This window comes from Aquimarina spongiae (assembly GCF_900141785.1).
In the GTDB taxonomy this organism is placed as follows: domain Bacteria; phylum Bacteroidota; class Bacteroidia; order Flavobacteriales; family Flavobacteriaceae; genus Aquimarina; species Aquimarina spongiae.
In genome coordinates this window covers 271734-289505 of sequence record NZ_FQYP01000009.1, presented here as the reverse complement: position 1 = coordinate 289505, position 17772 = coordinate 271734, and the positions used below count along the sequence as shown (strand labels likewise).

Below are 17772 nucleotides of genomic sequence, written 5' to 3'. Positions count from 1 at the left end.
GTAATCCAGTTATTGGTATCCAATACTCTTACCTTGGTCCCTGTAGGTAAACTTCTTACTTGATCTGTAGTCGTTACCCCGTATACAGTTGCTGGCTTGTCCATACCATGACGATCAAAATTGTAATCATCATAATAATTGATCGTATGGATTTCTGCAATCCCTTGTGGGATGGCATTGTTACTATAATATATCGTGGTACCCGCTATAGTTTGTGCACTGCTTTGTTTGCTTTCATGTTGGGTGTACACAACCGTGTTATCTGCAGATTCTTGCATAGGGATACGGCCACTACTATTACCAATCAATCCCGTATACGCAACACGACCATGTCTGTCATATTTGGTAAACAACCATTGGTTTTTACTCCTTAGATTCGCATCCTGAGTCATGACCGGTTGATCCAGTTTGTTGTACACAATATACTCCCATCCTTTGCCAGGGATCTTCTTTTCAACCAATCGGTTTCTGTAATCGTATTTGTATTGGTAACAGAGTTCGGCGAGCTCACTCTGACTTACGCCATTGGCTACAGTCACCTTGGGTGGTAGTACATATGAGAGATTCCCAAAATTATCATAGATATAATAGGTGTCATGTGCTTCTGAGCTAGCTGAGCTTGTCGAAGCAAAGGTGCGTTTTAATACTACTCTTCCCTGTTTGTCTTTGTATTCTCTGGTAGTATGGTTATCTCCATCAGCTGTAGTCCAGTTCTCATCCTTGGTGATACTTACATACAATTCATTGGCAGCATAGTATCCGTTTTGTGATAATACCGGCTTTTCAGTATCGCTATTGGTAAAGTCTACATCAAAGCGTACTACTTCGTTAGCCATGTTGTGTCTCCAATCAAACTTGATGGTATGATCAGTATCACTATTTGGATCTACCTTCCAATCTTTACCTGGAGCTCCTTGTTCTAGTGTTCGGTTTAAGGGAGAATCCTCAAAGATCGTCTCACTATAGGCATTTACTTGTGCTGGGTTAGTAATCCCTGCAAAGTCTACTGCATAGGTATCTAAGTAATACTGGTTGATATCATTCGTGATATTTACCGCAGTATAACTACCTTGGTTTGCCTTGGCAAAAGGTAAGTACTGCTTGGCTTGTCTACCCACCTCATCATACTCCATATGAGTGATGATGTCTTTTTGAGTAGGAGAACCTTTGATGGCCGTTTGTTGTTTAGGTCTTCCTAGTCCATCAAAATACGTCACTGTTTCAATTACATCACGATTCACCTGTATCTCATTAGGTGAGCTCATGGCGGTTTGGTAGGTACGGGTAAATACATAACTCTCAGTATTTGATAAGCTAAGACTATGTGGGATACCTGTACATCCCATATCCTCTCCATACTCTCCAGGACACTGATCTGTGTTGTCAGTCACATAGCCTGTAGGTGGAGTACATCCCGTTTGTGTATCACTGGGATCACCAAAACCATCATTGTCGCCATCCCTATACCATACGGTATTGGGGTGGATATTGGGGTTATTGTCATTACAATCCTCTCCATTAAGAACATAACTATAGCCATCACTTGGAGCTGCACTGCGATAAAATAGAGCATTTGGATCTCCAAAAGTGTCCGTATCTACATCTCTATAAAAATTCTTCGGTGCAATGTTGGTGATAAACTCGGTGCTATCATCATAGTCATTCAGGTTGGTGACATAGCTATATCCATCTTGTGGTGGTGCACTACGGGTATATCTGATGTTTGGATCTCCAAAAGTGTCATTATCAGCGTCTCTGTAAAAGTTTTGGGGAGCAATATTGGTAATGTACTCATCACTATCGTTATAATCATCATCGTTAGTTACATAAGCATACCCATCTGCCGGAGGGGCACTACGATAATAGTGAAACACAGGATTACCATAAGTATCATTGTCTGCATCTCTGTAGTAGTGCTTTGGTGCAATGTGAGTAATAAACTCATTACTATCATCAATATCATCATTGGTTAGTACATAACCCAAAGGACGATCACACTGGGTTTTGGTAATCGAAGAGGTTCCTCTGTTGTCTCCATCTCCATCCTTATACCAAACTGTGTTGGGGTTGATATCGCCTTCTCCATCATCACAATCCAGATTGTTAGTCACATAACCACTTGGACGAACACTATGATACACTCTAGTTGCTGCAGCTGGAGAGCCAAAAGTATCCAGATCCCCATCGATGTAAAAGTATCGCGGTGGAATATTGGTGATAAACTCATTACCATCATTGATATCATCATTGTTAGCTACATAACCCGACGGTTGTGTACAACTCTGTGTGGTAACAGTCGCATTACCCCGACCATCTCTATCCCAATCGCGATACCAAACCTTGTTGGGATTAATCGATGCATTACCATCATTACAATCATTCCCATTGGTCACATAAGTATACCCATCACTAGGAGGAGCACTGCGATAATACTTGATACTAGGATTTCCAAAACCATCTCGATCTCCATCTCTATAATAGTTTCTGGGAGCAATATGAGTGATATACTGATTGTTATCATCCCTGTCATCTTTATGTAGTACATAATTGGCAGGTTTAGTACACTGGATCTTCATAGGACTAGTACGTCCTCTACCATCGCCATCACCATCATAATACCATCGGGTAGTAGGATTGATCACTGCACTACCATCATTACAATCCGTGTTATTAGGCACATAATTGGTTGTAGGAGTGGTGACATATGCAGAGTTAGGATTACCATATCCATCTCTATCCCCATCATAATAATACTTAGTGGTACCGCCACCACCATCAATAGGCTCATCAGTTAATTGTGCCGTTGCACTGTATCCCATAAGTAATAGGAATACAAGCATCATTATCTTGTTTTGCATGTTTTCTTACTTTTTAGGATTAGTTTTTATAGTGGTATTTGTTCTCTGAAATCAAATTGCCGTCAGCATCTCGTACATATTCCAGGCGATTAAACTCGTCATATTCATAATACACCGTATATCCTCTTGGATCGGTCATACTGGTTACCCCAACCATAGGATCATAGGTATAGGTTGTGACCATGGCATCTGTGGGTAACTCCGTACGTAACTTATTCAGTTCTGTACGTAGAGCACCTTCGGTGCCTTGACCACCCATTTTGTGATCGGTGTCTAAATCAGACTTGGATTGAATTGTATTCACGTAAGCCGATACCCCACTATAGGTCATATTCTCGATCTTGGCCACAGGATATTGATGATTGTATCCCCAGATATAAGCCATAGGCGTACCATCAGACTTCGCTACCTCTGTGGGATTACCAAAACCATCATACTCGGTATATTTTACTCTAGGTTCTAGTACTTGACTTCCCTTTGCGGCTAATACCTCTTCTGGTAATATGGTATTGCTCCCCCAATCTTTAAACAAAGTACGTTGGGTAGATAATAAAACTTCCGTTCCATTTTCTTTTTCATATTGTTCTACCTGAACAGGGGTAGCTGATCGGTTCTGATTCACTCGTTTCAAACTGTTTATCCCATCATACTGCGCTTGGCTCAGATCGCCCCCTGGCAAACTAGACAAACTTGTAACATCATCTGGGTAGTATGTTTTTGTGATCATTTGCTTCCCTTTAGAATCTGTAACCTCTGTACGGGTAGGTAAACGATGAAAAAGATTATCGTAGTAGTATTTGGTAGTCGTTACCAATGGATTATTACCATCACTATCATATACCTTATTCTCTACCTTATCCATATAATAACGCTCTGAGTTATATTGATCTCGAATCACCGTTAGATACGTAGGCTCTCCAAAATCATAATACACATGATGTTGTACTTTTGCCCCTACAGATAATCCATAACAAGGGTGCTGTCTTTGTACGGTAATATTGTTATGTCCAGCCGCAATACAACTATGTCCGTTATTGATCTGCCATTGATGCGTATGAACAGCATCACAATAAGAATAAGTATAGGTTCTGTTCACATCTTGTGCATCACATACATAATCTATTTGCCCCGCAAACACAGGATTGAAATCCTTTCTGATGATATAGCTATTTACGGTATTGGTATAGCTCAGATCTTTTTCATAAGTATTGATAGTTTCCTGGGCTTTAATAAAGTCATTCCCTTTTTTGGTGTACATTGTTACCTTTTTTGTAAACCCATTATTTACAGCATCAGCATTGTTGAATTGAATTGGAGTAAACTCTCCTCCACCCCAGATTAACTGATTGGTAGTGCTCCTGTTTACGATAAACTCATGCTCTTCCATACCGTATTTACCTGTAGCATCTCCAGTACTTACACATACAAAAGGATAATAAATTGCAGAACCTCGTTGATCAAATAAGGTATTGGCCGTACTTGAAGACAAGGTAGCGTAGACACAATGTGTATTACCTCCAGCTGGTGCCGTAGATCCTTCTGTAGGATCACAAGCAGTCCTGGTTTCATATCCTCCTTCAAATGATATCGGAAGTCCTTTAATCCCTGACGAAACTCCTGGAGTATCTAATCTTTCGTAATGATAGTATTTACTGTTGGTCTCATTACCATTTGCATCTTTGGTGTGTACTTCCTTTATACGAACTCCTCCTTTGGTCACATCCGTCATTTGCGAATCTGATGTAGCGTAATTCAGGTTTGCAATAAAATTTAAATTCCCCGTAGTGGTGATACTCATCGTATAGTTATGATTCTGCATAAGTATAGCCGTATCATTAATAGATTGATCTCTACTTATTGTACCACTGTATGCCATACGATTATCGGTATTGTCATAAATACTAATCGATCCTGTACCTGTGCAACTAGAACATGCAAATCCATCTAAGTCCATCGAGGCAATGATCCTTGTAGGATATACTGTATTTTGAAAATAGTTATCTGGTAATGTAAAAGTGATGCTATTAGGAAATGAACTCCCCGTATGTACATCCAATTGTGTATTAGATACTGCTGACTGATTTTCTCGAATCACATTAGCCTCATATACGAATTCATTATATCCTTTGGTAGGATAAGTTACTCTTTGTAACAACCCTTTCTGTGTATGGATAGGTGAAGGAGTTCTATCCGCCCCAAAATTATTGAAGACCGGATTATCTGTTCTTGGCACTCGATGCGTATTGGTTGTCTTCCCATTGTAATACCCCCAATAATCTTGAGCTTTGGATAAACGACTAGGAAAAGCGTCCTTATCACTATACGCAAACTCATACGACTGTTGCGTATCTTTCATAATCACACGGTCTAAAAAAGCACGTGTATTACCCGTAATGGTATATTGCAAATCAAAATTCTCTACAAGCACATCGTTCTTATCCTTTATTTGTACCTGATCTAATAGAGCTATAGGAATATCTTGATGCTTGCTGCTAGCTGTAAAGCTTACCGTACCTGCAGCAGGACGGTTACTGCTAATTCCCGTTAATCGTAATCCATAAATAGATACTTTAGTCTCTGAGGTACTAAGCCCACCTTGCGGACATGGCATATTTGGGCATTCTTCTTTAGCTACTAGTTTAGAGTAGGATTCCCCTTCTCCTTGTACAAACTGGTAATTGTTACTTGTATAGGTAAAAGTAATCTCATCCCCAAGCGGATGAACAATCTTAGTCATATACCATGAGGTAACCGTTCTTGGTGGATCAAAAGAAGCAGTAACAGGAACTAATACATCGCTACTCTCTATAGCTGTAAACTCATATTGTATCCCATCCTGAGTGGTAATCGTAAAAATTCTATTAAACTGATAGCCCGAAGTTGTGATTTTAAGTAAAGGATTATCGGACAGGATATGAACACGATTCTCTCTATCCAGAATAAAACGTCCAGAAGCACCCATCACATTAAAATTATAAATATCATACTCAGTATCTACTCCCTGCCCTGCACCGTTAACATAAAAATCTAGTACCGTAGGATTGATCATACTACCTCCGGCCAAAACCATTTCCTGGATTTCTTGATCAGGAGCATTACGTAAAAGGCCTGCACCAGCACCATCATCATCTTCATCTTTTACAGTTCTGGTAATCACCCCTCCGGCATTTAAACTCCAACCTAATCCAACCCAACTGGTCATTTGGTCAACTCGTAACCCATTAGAATTATAACTTAATGCAATCGGAACCGATAAGTTCTTAGTCTTATAGGTATAAAAAGGTACGCTTACATTTGCTGTACCTGTAAACATTCCCACAGGCACCTCTCCATATTTCCCTAACTCAAAGGCAGTAGGTGAAGGAGGTGTTACAGATGGTAATTCTTGACCCCAAATAACGGCACTGGCCATCATTAGCAGTAAAACAACATGCTTTTTCATAGATTAACTACTTGGTTTTTAATTATTTTTTATTTTTCCCTGTGCCAAAAGCATCATTATTTGATTTATACATCAACAGGGATGAGAGGGGAAAAATCCCAGATCCCGCATCTCATCGTATCTGTTGATTTGTGGTCTAAACACAAATAATTGTAACTCAACTTGGCATATTTTGATGCAATAATACGTGCTGCCAGTTTCATTATTTGAAACTGTGAAAAAAATATTTCTTCCTCGCATCATTGCCTTTCATCCCTCTTGCCAACAGTTTATGATACTTTTAACCTCTAGTATATGTCATTATCATTTACTTTGTTACCCAAAACTTTTTTATGCAGCATCAAAAACAGCTTTTTGACCTCTCAGACGAAGCAGTATACTTGAATTGTGCTTATATGTCTCCGCAGTTAAAATCGGTATCCGAAGTAGGGGTACAAAGCGTACTTAGAAAAGGAAAGCCTCATGCTATTTTGCCTGAGCATTTTTTTGATCAGCGGCAATTGCTCAAACAACGTTTTGCCGAACTCATCGATGCTGCAGATTATGAATACACCGCCATCATCCCTTCGGTATCCTATGGGATTGCCAATGCTGCCAAGAACACACCCTTACAAAAAGGAGATGAAATCTTATTGGTCGAAGAACAATTCCCCAGTAATTATTATGTATGGCAAGAAGTAGCACAACAAAATGGAGCTACCATCAAATTGATATCACCACCATCAGGTTTCGAAAAACGCGGGCAGCGATGGAATGAAGCGATCCTTGATGCCATTACCAAAAAAACAGCAGTTATTGCCATGGCACATGTGCATTGGGCAGACGGTACCAAATTTGACCTGAAAGCTATTCGAGAAAAGACCAAAATCGTAAATGCACTTTTGGTCATCGATGGCACCCAAAGTATTGGTGCACTACCATTTTCGGTAAAAGAAATACAACCCGATGCTTTGGTTTGTGGAGGGTATAAATGGCTACTAGGGCCGTATTCAATTGGGATGGCTTACTACGGTGAAGCTTATCACCAGGGTGAACCCATCGAACATAACTGGATGAATCGATACAATAGTGAAGATTTTAATAATCTTACCCAATACGAAGATCGATACCAGCCCAAAGCAGCACGATTTTCGGTAGGAGAATCCAGTAATTTTGTGTTGACCCCAATGCTAATTCGAGCAATAGAACAGTTGATCGAATGGCAACCCACTACGATACAACAGTATTGCCAACAGATCACCAAAGATGCAGTGCAAAACCTTAAAGAATTAGGTTGTTTTATTGAAGAAGAAGCCTATCGAGGTCATCACCTTTTGGGCGTATACCTCCCTGATCATATTGCTATAGATCCTTTGAAAGCTACACTTAAAGAACACCATATTGTAGTGTCTTATCGTGGTAATGCCATCCGCATATCACCACATATGTACAATACCATTGAAGATCTAAATCTTTTAACAACACAGTTTACCAAACATTCAAAAATTCACTCTTAGAACGCCTTCTCTTTCTGCTTAAAAAACACTCCTAGTAAATAATGGTTATCATGTTTTTAGAATTTTATCTGTATCCATTATATTTGCCCAAAATTTATATTTCGTGAGTATCACCCAAATCTCGCAAATTGTCGAAAAGTCTCCGCAACAGCAGAAACTAGGAACTGCTATTGCCCAATCTCAAAATAATATACATCTACAAGGACTAATCGGTTCGGCCCTCTCCTTTAGTATTGCAGATGCATTTCAAAAAGTAGAGCTGCCATTTTTGTGCATTTTTAATGACAAGGAAGAAGCTGCATATTACCTCAATGATCTGGAGCAATTGTTGGGTGACAAAAATGTGTTGTTTTATCCGGGAAGCTACCGCAGACCTTATCAAATTGAAGAGACCGACAATGCCAATGTACTCTTGCGAGCCGAAGTACTGAACCGAATCAATTCCAGAAAAAAACCGGCCCTGATCATTACCTATCCAGATGCATTATTTGAAAAGGTAGTGACCCGAAAGGAGCTGGAGAAAAATACCCTAAAAATTGCAACCAACGATACTCTGTCCTTGGATTTTGTAAACGAGGTTTTGTTTGAGTATCAGTTTCAGCGGGTAGATTTTGTAACCGAACCTGGAGAGTTTTCGGTACGAGGAGGGATTGTAGATGTCTTCTCTTTTAGCAATGATGAGCCCTATCGTATTGAGTTTTTTGGAGATGAAGTCGATAGCATCAGAACCTTTGATGTAGAGACACAATTGTCTACCGACCAGATCAAGAAAATTACAATCATTCCTAATGTTGAAAACAAAGCGCTTCAGGAAACCAGAGAAAGTTTCTTAAAATACATTGCTTCAAAAACCGTTGTGTTTGCCAAAGATATCGACCTGCTTTCCGCAAGGATTGATAAAAACTTTGAAAAAGCAGAACAAGCATTTGAAACGCTTTCCAACGAAATTAAACGCAGTACTCCCGAAGAGCTTTTTGCCACTTCGACACTCATTAAAAAACAACTACTGGATTTTACGCTGGTAGAGATCGGTAATCGCCCTTTGACCAAGGCGGATTATACCATTAAGTTTGACACCAAACCTCAACCTTCTTTCAATAAACAGTTTGATTTATTGATTCAAAATCTAAATGAAAACCATGAAGAAGGGTACAAAAACTATATCTTTTGCGTAAGTGAACAACAAGCTAAACGTTTTCATGATATTTTTGACGATGCTGATCTGGATGTAAAACAATACGAGACCATTGTTTTTTCGGCGTTTCAAGGATTTATAGATCACCAGCAAAAGGTGGCTTGCTATACCGATCATCAGGTTTTTGAGCGGTACCATAAATTCAATCTCAAGAATGGATATGCCAAAAAACAAGCCATTACTTTAAAAGAACTGACCAATCTTGAAGTAGGTGATTACGTTACTCATATCGATCACGGTATTGGTAAGTTTGGAGGATTGCAAAAAATCGATGTCGACGGCAAAAAACAAGAAGCAATCAAGCTTATTTATGGAGAGCGGGATGTGCTGTATTTGAGCATCCACTCTTTGCATAAAATCTCAAAATTTAATGGTAAAGATGGCAAAGCACCACAGATCTATAAACTAGGGTCCAAAGCCTGGAAAAACCTAAAACAAAAAACTAAGGCTCGGGTTAAGCATATTGCGTTTAACCTCATCCAGTTGTACGCCAAACGAAAGTTGCAAAAAGGGTTTCAGTATGCCCCGGATAGTTATTTGCAGCACGAGCTAGAAGCTTCCTTTATTTATGAAGATACTCCCGATCAAAGTTCGGCTACCCAGGCGGTAAAAACCGATATGGAAAGTGAGCGCCCGATGGATCGACTGATCTGTGGGGATGTGGGATTTGGTAAGACCGAAGTGGCCATTCGTGCCGCATTCAAAGCAGTAGACAATGGTAAACAGGTCGCTGTATTGGTACCCACCACCATACTTGCATTTCAGCATGCCAAAACCTTTAGAGATCGTTTAAAAGATTTCCCGGTTACAGTGGATTATATCAATCGTTTCAGAACCGCAAAACAAAAAAGAGAAACACTAGAGGACCTAGCCGCAGGAAAGGTAGATATCATCATTGGCACTCATCAGTTGGTGAATAAAAATGTACAATTCAAAGACCTTGGACTTCTGGTTATCGATGAAGAACAAAAGTTTGGAGTTTCTGTAAAAGACAAGCTCAAAACCATCAAGGAAAATGTAGATACACTTACACTTACGGCCACACCGATCCCGAGAACATTGCAGTTTAGTTTAATGGCAGCCAGAGATTTATCTACCATCACCACGCCACCGCCTAATCGATATCCGATAGAAACGCATGTGATTCGATTTACAGAAGAAACGATAAGAGATGCGGTGAGCTACGAGATACAACGTGGTGGACAGGTATTTTTTATTCATAACCGTATCGAAAACATCAAAGAGGTTGCGGGTATGATCCAGCGTCTGGTACCTGATGCAAAAGTTGCGGTAGGACACGGGCAAATGGAAGGTAAAAAACTAGAAAACCTGATGCTGTCGTTTATGAATGGTGAATTTGATGTATTGGTATCAACCACCATTGTAGAAAGTGGTCTGGACGTACCCAATGCCAATACCATATTTATAAACAACGCCAATAACTTTGGGCTTTCGGATCTGCATCAAATGCGTGGTCGAGTAGGTCGAAGTAACAAAAAAGCCTTCTGTTATTTTATCACACCACCCTATTCTGCAATGACCGAAGATGCCAGAAAACGAATCACCGCATTAGAACAATTCTCAGAATTAGGTAGTGGTTTTAATATTGCGATGAAAGACCTTGAGATTCGAGGTGCAGGAGATTTGCTGGGTGGAGAACAGAGTGGATTTATCAATGAAATTGGTTTTGATACGTATCAAAAAATCCTGAATGAAGCCATTGAAGAACTTAAGGAAAATGAGTTTAAGGAATTATATGCCGAAGAAGGTGAAGTAAAAACGTATCTGAAAGATACACAAATCGATACCGACTTTGAACTGTTGTTCCCTGATGACTATATCAATAATATCACAGAACGATTAAATCTCTATACCGAACTCAATACCATCAAAGATGAAGAAGGGTTACAGGGCTATGAGAAACGATTGATTGATCGCTTTGGTGAACTCCCGGATCAGGCCCTGGATTTGATGAATTCTGTAAGAATAAAATGGATTGCCACATCCATTGGGATTGAGAAGATCATTCTGAAGCAAAATAAATTGATTGGCTATTTTATTAGTGATCAGCAATCTGAGTTTTATCAAAGTCCTGCTTTTACCAAAGTCCTACAATTTGTACAGCAAAATCCTAGAGTGTGTAAAATGAAAGAAAAACAAACTCGAAATGGATTACGATTACTGCTCACTTTTGAGCAAATCGATACCGTAGACAAAGCACTGAATGCCCTGCAGCCATTGCAGCCAGTACAAACGGAGGTAAAGACTGCATAAAAAACCAGAAGAGGAATAGTAAAATTCACACAAAAACACGTAAGAAACATCTGTATTTTTGCTATTTGAAATGGAAAAAATTATCCATAATTTGCATCAAAACCCGTTTAACCACAGAAAAACGCATTTCGTCGAAAAACTTTAACCGCTCACCGTTAGTTAATCTTTGATGTGATTGTTTGTTTTTAATTTTAACCAAAATTATGACAATAACACCAACTAAGATCATGAAGAAAAGAGAAGAGTTTAGCTTTTTAAAAGGAACCTTAAAACAATTAGCAAAGTTGAATCAAAGCGTAAACCAGTTGATTCAAAACCTAAATAACGACAAGTTATATGCAATCAACTACGCCAATGTAAAAGGACGGTTTCTTGAAGAATTGAAGAATTATAAAAACAATCCAGAATTAATTGATATCGATGAGTTCTCTATGAACTATTCTTTTGGATACCACACCTGTAATAACATCGATGACCTTTTAAGCAAGCAAGCGATGTTTGTAGAAGTAAAAAGCTACCTGAATACTTTGAATCTAAGAGCATAAATTAAAAACTATACGTATCGAATATACTTTTACGCTACCCAAACACATCTGAATACTCCTTTTTGTAGCAACCTACATGCAAATACTTGCCTAAAAAAGTAGTCTACTCCGCATAATTATTCCTATATTTCCGATTCATAAAAATTACCGCATTTGTCTTGAATCCCCTATTATATCTGCTTTGTCGGGTAAATGACGGGTTAAAGACAAGCAAAAAAATTTGAGAACCTATTTCTGGAAACTAATATTGCTGAAGAAAATGAATACAAGTTCTAGTGATCACAAGAATGCAACTAAAAACTTAAAAGTCATGAAACAGCCAGAATTAGGAATAAAAATTTCCGAACTACGAAAACTAAAAGGTCTTACTCAAGAAGAGCTTGTTGAGCAATGTAATATTAGTGTTAGAACTATTCAACGCATAGAATCAGGAGAAGTTACTCCTAGGAGTTATACCATCAAGACCATCTTATCTGCATTGGATTATGATTTGAGTCAAATTCAAACCGAAGAATCCAGAGTTACCAAAGAGTTTAAAAAACTATTCTTGTTAGAAATAGACGACAGTAAAGAAGCTGGTTTTTTGAATAGACAACTCACCATATCCTGGATCAGTGGTGTTATCTACTTTATTTTAGGGTTTGGAGAATTTACTTTGGATTACTATCGATATTTTCAAGATGAAATCTTAGGAGGAAATGTGGTGTATTGCCTTACCAAATTAGTGACATTATTGTCGTTAATCTTTTTCTTTAGAGGTTTCGTTCTGTCAGGTAAGATCTTAAAAAACTATTTGCTTAGAATTGTCGCTTTCATCCTCATCTTTGTTGGTGGTGTATTCTATACCTATGATATTTTATCCCTTTATGTTGGCGAAATCGATTATCAAGTCGTTATAGGTGCCTACAGTATTACTTTTGGTATTCTGGGGATTTTATTAGGTGTAGCCGTAATCCGTTTACAAAACGCACTAGGGACACTTGCCAAGGTGACTGGTATTTTTGAGATTATTGCTTATGGGTGTATGGCAACAGTAATACTTGGCATTGTGGGTTATATCGTCCTTACCCCTACGATCATTCTAGAAATTATCCTACTCTACAAGATTTCTGAAATGCTCAAAGCAAAGCAGAAGGAAATCGATATCGAATAGATCCATTTCAATATTTATTAGTACCTAAAACCATTGATTGCTGATTCAATGCGTGCTTTCTATTGCCTAATTTTAACTCCTTTACAAAATGAAAAAAATACTCATTTCAGTCTTTGTACTCATCATACTTATATTCTCCTATTTCCTTTTTGAACCTATTTTTGTGTATACAACAGGATGGAAACCTCTATCAAAAATCAAGGCAATCCCTCCGGTGGTTCATCATACTGATACGCAATCCAAAAAAGCAGATAGTGTTCTTAAAGCTATCCACCAGCGACTGCAGTCTCCAGCGGTATCCATAGCCGTTGGGCAACACGGAAAAATACAATGGGCAAATGCTATCGGATATCAAAATCTAGACGATCAAATCCCTGTTGCACTGGATACTAAATTCAGAATAGGAAGTACTTCGAAAGCAGTTACTTCTTTAGGAATCGGGGTATTACTGCAAAACCAAAAACTCCAACTAGACAGCGAGGTCAAAGACTTTGTTTCGTATGCGAGTGGTCAATTATCCAATATCAATTTGCGACAGCTAGCTTCTCATACTTCGGGAATCAGAAATTATGGGTCATGTCTTTGCTTTCCTATATGGGAGTACTACAATAACGATGAGTATACAGGAGTAGAAGAAAGCGTAGGTATTTTTAATAATGATGATTTACTGTTCGAACCAGGATCAGATTTCAGTTACAGCAGTTATAACTATACCTTACTCAGCGGAATGCTAGAGGGAGCTTCCCATCAAAAATTCCCAGATTTTATGAAGCAAAATGTTTTTAAACCCATCAACATATCCAACATTGAAGCTGAAACTGCTACTCCCATTAAAAACACCGCCAGGTTTTACGACATTGCAAAGGGCACTTACAAAGAAGTCTACAAAGTAAACAACAGCAATAAATGGGCTGGTGGTGGTTTTTTGGCAACACCAACTGCTTTGGTAAAGATTGGAAATGCTTTTTTGAATCATCAATTATTTGGTCAAGACATACAACACCAACTCACCCAACCTGTTTTGTTAGACAATGGAAAAGTAAACCCACAAGAGTATGCCATTGGTTGGAGAAATCATCGCAAAGATCTCTTTAGGAATGGTCAAAAAATCACCGTATGGCATCATGGTGGGATTGCTAATGGATCAATTTCATTATTGGCTTTGTTTCCAGAATACAATTTATCGGTATCGATGCTTGCCAACAAAAACGGCAACTCTGGAGAGTTGTTCGAAAACGTATATGCTATCGCAAAGTTATTTATACAACAAACATCAAAATAGGTCATTCTTCATATCAAAAAACGAACATCAAAAAAACCGGGATAGAAATATCTCGGTTTTTTTTGATTTTCTAAGAGAATCAAGAATCATTCAAACAAAACCGGATCTAAAGAGAGTTTTTCAACCTCAATTTCTTTGCCTTTAAAAAAATCTAACACCAATGCAACAACCAAAGGGGATTGCATATATAAATCATGACCCCCATTTTCAACAATCACATGATAACCTTTGGTAAAATCTTTGGCAATTTCTTTTCCTGACGAAACATAAGTGCGTCCATCCATAGTACCACTAAGCAACAATGTATTTACATTATTTTTCTTCATTGTTCTGAACTCTTTAGGAAGTTTTGGAACATCCAGTCCCATCATCCATTCATAGAGAAAGAAATTTATGGTACTTCCTAAAATAGTTCGATCTATTTGTTCCTCCACTATCTTCATACGGGCTTCAGATATTCCTGATTGCATATCCATGGCAAACGGCATTGGCCTGGGCGGCATCATCATAAACCTTTTCATCATCATCACTTGCGGAGCGATTTGCGAGAAGTCTCCTTCATAAAGTTCATTGTACACTTTGGGCAGTCTTTTTGAATCCCAGGGATTCTTGAGGTAAAATGCGGCGATCGTAGCCTGTAACTCAAAATTTGAAACCCCTACAGTAACTGTTTTTCCTCGACGATTTTCATAGGTAACCACTTGTGGGCTCTCTTTTAACTTTTGATGAACTGCCAAAATCTTGTTTTTCAAATTTGGATATTTTGTACTCGACCCGTAATTATCCTTTGCTTTCTCCGTAATATGAAAGATAAATTGTTCTGTACTGGTAGGCAATTTTATGGTATGATCAGGGCCTTCCAGACTGGCCAATACTGCTTTATCAATATGCTCTTCAAATAATCGTATGTACTCAAAAGCTAGATGAGATCCATAACTAATTCCCCACAAAGATATTTTATCACTGTTAAGTGCTTTACGTAATTCATCAATATCTCTTGCGTTCTCGGTGGTGTTGTAGGCAGCAAGACCCACCTTATTCCTCTTCCAAAACTCCAGGCATTTAATACAATTATCTTTCGTTTTTTGAAGATACTCGGCTTTATCAATAGGCTTAGCAAAATCAAATTCTACCCGAGAATCACAATTGGGTAAACGATGTGACATTCCTGTACCTCTTTGATCAAATGCGATCACATCTGCTATCTCTCTAAGTTTTATAAACAACTCAAAACGTTTTCCTTTTGCTGTGCTTATTCCTGATCCTCCCGGCCCTCCTGCCAAATAGACAATAGGACTACCCGGATTTGAGTTTGTGCTCTTGAAACGTATAAAAGAAAGAGGAATCGAATCTTTGCCGTTTTCTCTGTTTTCTAAGACCTTAAAAGTTCCCAACTCAGCTTGCAGGGTGTCTTTTGCTTTAGACACAAATGTATAGGGTTCGATCTTTAGTCGTTGTCCATGGCAGTATATGGATACTAATCCAAAAAATAGTAATCCTAAACAATATTTTGATTTCATCATTAACGGGCTTTAAATCATTACTAAAGTAATACGAGTTCGATTGATTGTACAACCGAACTCATATTAATCAACAAAACTAACTACTTCACTCAATCATATTTTTATCTCAAGGAAATTTTGCGTACTGCTCCCGTACCTCCAAACTCAGAGACGTATAATGCTTTATTGTATTTATCTGCTGTAATTCCGTTAGGTCCATTAAAAGACGCTTCTTCTACAGGCCCATCTACCACGGCAGCATTTCCGGTTCCGGCAAACTCTTCAACTTCGCCATCTAGAGTTACCCTAAATATCTTGTTAACGGCTATACCCGTTGCAAAAACCGAATTACCCAACACAGTAATGTATCCGATACCAAAACCATTAATTACAATATTCGGAATATTGGCGATCAAAGACACCTCACCATCTGGAGTGATTGACAAGATATCGGCTGTTGCAAAATTGCCGACTACCAAATTTCCTCTGCGATCAAAATCAATCCCTACACCTCCTGCTAATCTAGGATCGCTGGCAAATACAGTTACTTCTCCTTCTGGTGTAATTTTATGTACGGTAGGCGTTAAAAAATTAGATGCATACACATTATTTTGATGATCCAATGTAAGTCCAGTAGGCCATCCATCTATCGTAGCCAATACAGTTTTAGTACCATCAGGACTTACTTTAAGAATATCCCCTCTTTGCGTATTGTTGTCGTTACTCACGTAGAAATTACCCTGGAAGTCAATGGCGTTTCCAAGAGGGCCCGAGAGATCGGTAATAAAGTCTGAAACCTCTCCTTGTCTGGATATTTTTAGTACTCGGGTTCCATTACCACCGGTATTTTCAAACTGTCCATATTCTGAAACATAAACATTTCCTCTTTTGTCTACAGTAACGGCATCGTTACCTGCAAAATCAGACACAATAGTTTCTACTTCAGGTTCACGATCTACACCGTCTCCATAGCAAGAAACAAATAATACAGACGCACTAAGCAATGCGAATAGCTTACAACTTTTGATGATTTTTTTCATGATTTGATTTTTAATGTTTTCCTCGAATTTATCTCGATATCCATTAAAAATCGACGCTTTGGATCAAGTCGTACCCTTTTTTATGCAGCAGAATGATCCTATATATGCTGAAATGTAACTCGACAACAGCAATATGCTATTTTTTTGGGCTAATGCGCAGATACGCCAATATACCCACCACCATCCAAATAGCTAGTATCGCAAAATTTCCGTAGAGTTTATGTGCTCCAAAATCCATTTCAAACAAAAAGATCATGATCGAATTTATGGCTCCATGAGTAAGTACTGCGGGCCAAACACTTTTGGAGTTGATGGTGATCATCCCCATAAAGAATGAAATAAAAACCGTCGTTACCGGAAATATTAAAAATGCTCCCAAGACTGGATACTCTGGATAATTAAATCCATTAATGATCAACGGAAAGTGCCAAAACCCCCACAACACACCTAAAAAGGTAAGTGATTTGAAAGTGCTGTTGGTCTCCAGAAGCTTCTTTTGCAAAAAACCTCTCCACCCTATCTCTTCGCCCATAGTTAATAGCCCTGTAATCAACGAAAAAATAATTCCCGTAACCAAGAAATTAAGAACAAAAAATGGAAGACTTTGAGCATCTGCACCCAAGAGCAGAGGAATCTCTATATCATCTACTACATCCCCTTTTATAGTATAGGCATAGTTGGTAGCAATTCCCAACTTTTCGATTAACAGAATACCCAGCAAGGTAATCGCAATAGGTATGAGTAGGCTTAAGATTAAGTATAGTGGCTTTCTTATTTTCCAATCGATATAACCTAAACCCGTTTTTGTCTTTACCAAATACCAAATGGCTCCAATAGCTGGAAAAAACATGCTAATCCCGATAACCAAGTCAAAAAACTGATACTCCTCTCCTCCATTATAAATGGCAAAAATTTGGAAAGCATAGGTTACTATTAATAAGATTACAATATAAATCCAGACATTCTTTTCTAATTTGATCATTTG

General features: G+C 38.5%; 10 protein-coding genes. 5 read left to right on the top strand and 5 right to left on the bottom strand.

Annotation, left to right across the window (positions count from 1 at the left end; all coding sequences use genetic code 11):
• Positions 1-2858: DUF6443 domain-containing protein (locus BUE24_RS20125; RefSeq protein ID WP_244548185.1), on the bottom strand; the 2858-nt coding region annotated here is incomplete at its 3' end.
• Positions 2859-2877: 19 nt separating this feature from the next.
• On the bottom strand, positions 2878-6300 hold the full coding sequence (locus BUE24_RS20120; protein ID WP_073320270.1) for an RHS repeat protein: 3423 nt from the start codon (positions 6298-6300) through the stop codon (positions 2878-2880).
• 332 nt (positions 6301-6632) lie between these two features.
• On the opposite strand from BUE24_RS20120, the gene BUE24_RS20115 reads away from it, so the two are divergent.
• From BUE24_RS20115 to BUE24_RS20095, 5 genes are all read left to right on the top strand, one after another.
• Positions 6633-7796, top strand: coding sequence for an aminotransferase class V-fold PLP-dependent enzyme (locus BUE24_RS20115; protein ID WP_073320267.1), 1164 nt, complete (start codon positions 6633-6635; stop codon positions 7794-7796).
• Positions 7797-7899: 103 nt separating this feature from the next.
• A complete protein-coding gene (gene mfd / locus BUE24_RS20110) occupies positions 7900-11265 on the top strand; it encodes a transcription-repair coupling factor (RefSeq protein ID WP_073320264.1) in 3366 nt (1121 codons plus the stop codon).
• A gap of 203 nt (positions 11266-11468) precedes the next feature.
• Positions 11469-11810 (top strand): hypothetical protein, encoded by a 342-nt coding sequence (locus BUE24_RS20105; RefSeq protein ID WP_139242066.1) that lies wholly within the window; start codon positions 11469-11471, stop codon positions 11808-11810.
• 310 nt (positions 11811-12120) lie between these two features.
• Positions 12121-12963 (top strand): helix-turn-helix domain-containing protein, encoded by an 843-nt coding sequence (locus tag BUE24_RS20100; protein WP_073320258.1) that lies wholly within the window; start codon positions 12121-12123, stop codon positions 12961-12963.
• An 88-nt stretch (positions 12964-13051) separates the two neighbouring features.
• Entirely contained in the window at positions 13052-14245 is a 1194-nt protein-coding gene (locus BUE24_RS20095) for a serine hydrolase domain-containing protein (RefSeq protein ID WP_073320255.1), read from the top strand.
• Positions 14246-14331: 86 nt separating this feature from the next.
• On the opposite strand, the gene BUE24_RS20090 is transcribed toward BUE24_RS20095, so the two are convergent.
• The 3 genes from BUE24_RS20090 to BUE24_RS20080 all read right to left on the bottom strand — a co-directional run bounded on the left by BUE24_RS20090 (position 14332) and on the right by BUE24_RS20080 (position 17769).
• Positions 14332-15768, bottom strand: a complete 1437-nt coding sequence (locus BUE24_RS20090) for an alpha/beta fold hydrolase (RefSeq protein ID WP_084549630.1) — start codon at positions 15766-15768, stop codon at positions 14332-14334.
• Between the two features lie 101 nt (positions 15769-15869).
• Positions 15870-16787: an NHL repeat-containing protein gene (locus BUE24_RS20085; RefSeq protein WP_073320249.1), complete on the bottom strand. Its 918-nt coding sequence runs from the start codon at positions 16785-16787 to the stop codon at positions 15870-15872.
• 136 nt (positions 16788-16923) lie between these two features.
• Positions 16924-17769 (bottom strand): CPBP family intramembrane glutamic endopeptidase, encoded by an 846-nt coding sequence (locus tag BUE24_RS20080; RefSeq protein ID WP_073320247.1) that lies wholly within the window; start codon positions 17767-17769, stop codon positions 16924-16926.
• Positions 17770-17772: the final 3 nt, after the last annotated feature.

Bases quoted from the DNA above. Each gene is read 5' to 3' on its own strand.
- BUE24_RS20120 (WP_073320270.1), bottom strand. From the start codon at position 6,300: ATGAAAAAGCATGTTGTTTTACTGCTAATGATGGCCAGTGCCGTTATT.
- BUE24_RS20115 (WP_073320267.1), top strand. From the start codon at position 6,633: ATGCAGCATCAAAAACAGCTTTTTGACCTCTCAGACGAAGCAGTATAC.
- BUE24_RS20105 (WP_139242066.1), top strand. From the start codon at position 11,469: ATGACAATAACACCAACTAAGATCATGAAGAAAAGAGAAGAGTTTAGC.
- BUE24_RS20100 (WP_073320258.1), top strand. From the start codon at position 12,121: ATGAAACAGCCAGAATTAGGAATAAAAATTTCCGAACTACGAAAACTA.
- BUE24_RS20095 (WP_073320255.1), top strand. From the start codon at position 13,052: ATGAAAAAAATACTCATTTCAGTCTTTGTACTCATCATACTTATATTC.
- BUE24_RS20090 (WP_084549630.1), bottom strand. From the start codon at position 15,768: ATGATGAAATCAAAATATTGTTTAGGATTACTATTTTTTGGATTAGTA.
- BUE24_RS20085 (WP_073320249.1), bottom strand. From the start codon at position 16,787: ATGAAAAAAATCATCAAAAGTTGTAAGCTATTCGCATTGCTTAGTGCG.
- BUE24_RS20080 (WP_073320247.1), bottom strand. From the start codon at position 17,769: ATGATCAAATTAGAAAAGAATGTCTGGATTTATATTGTAATCTTATTA.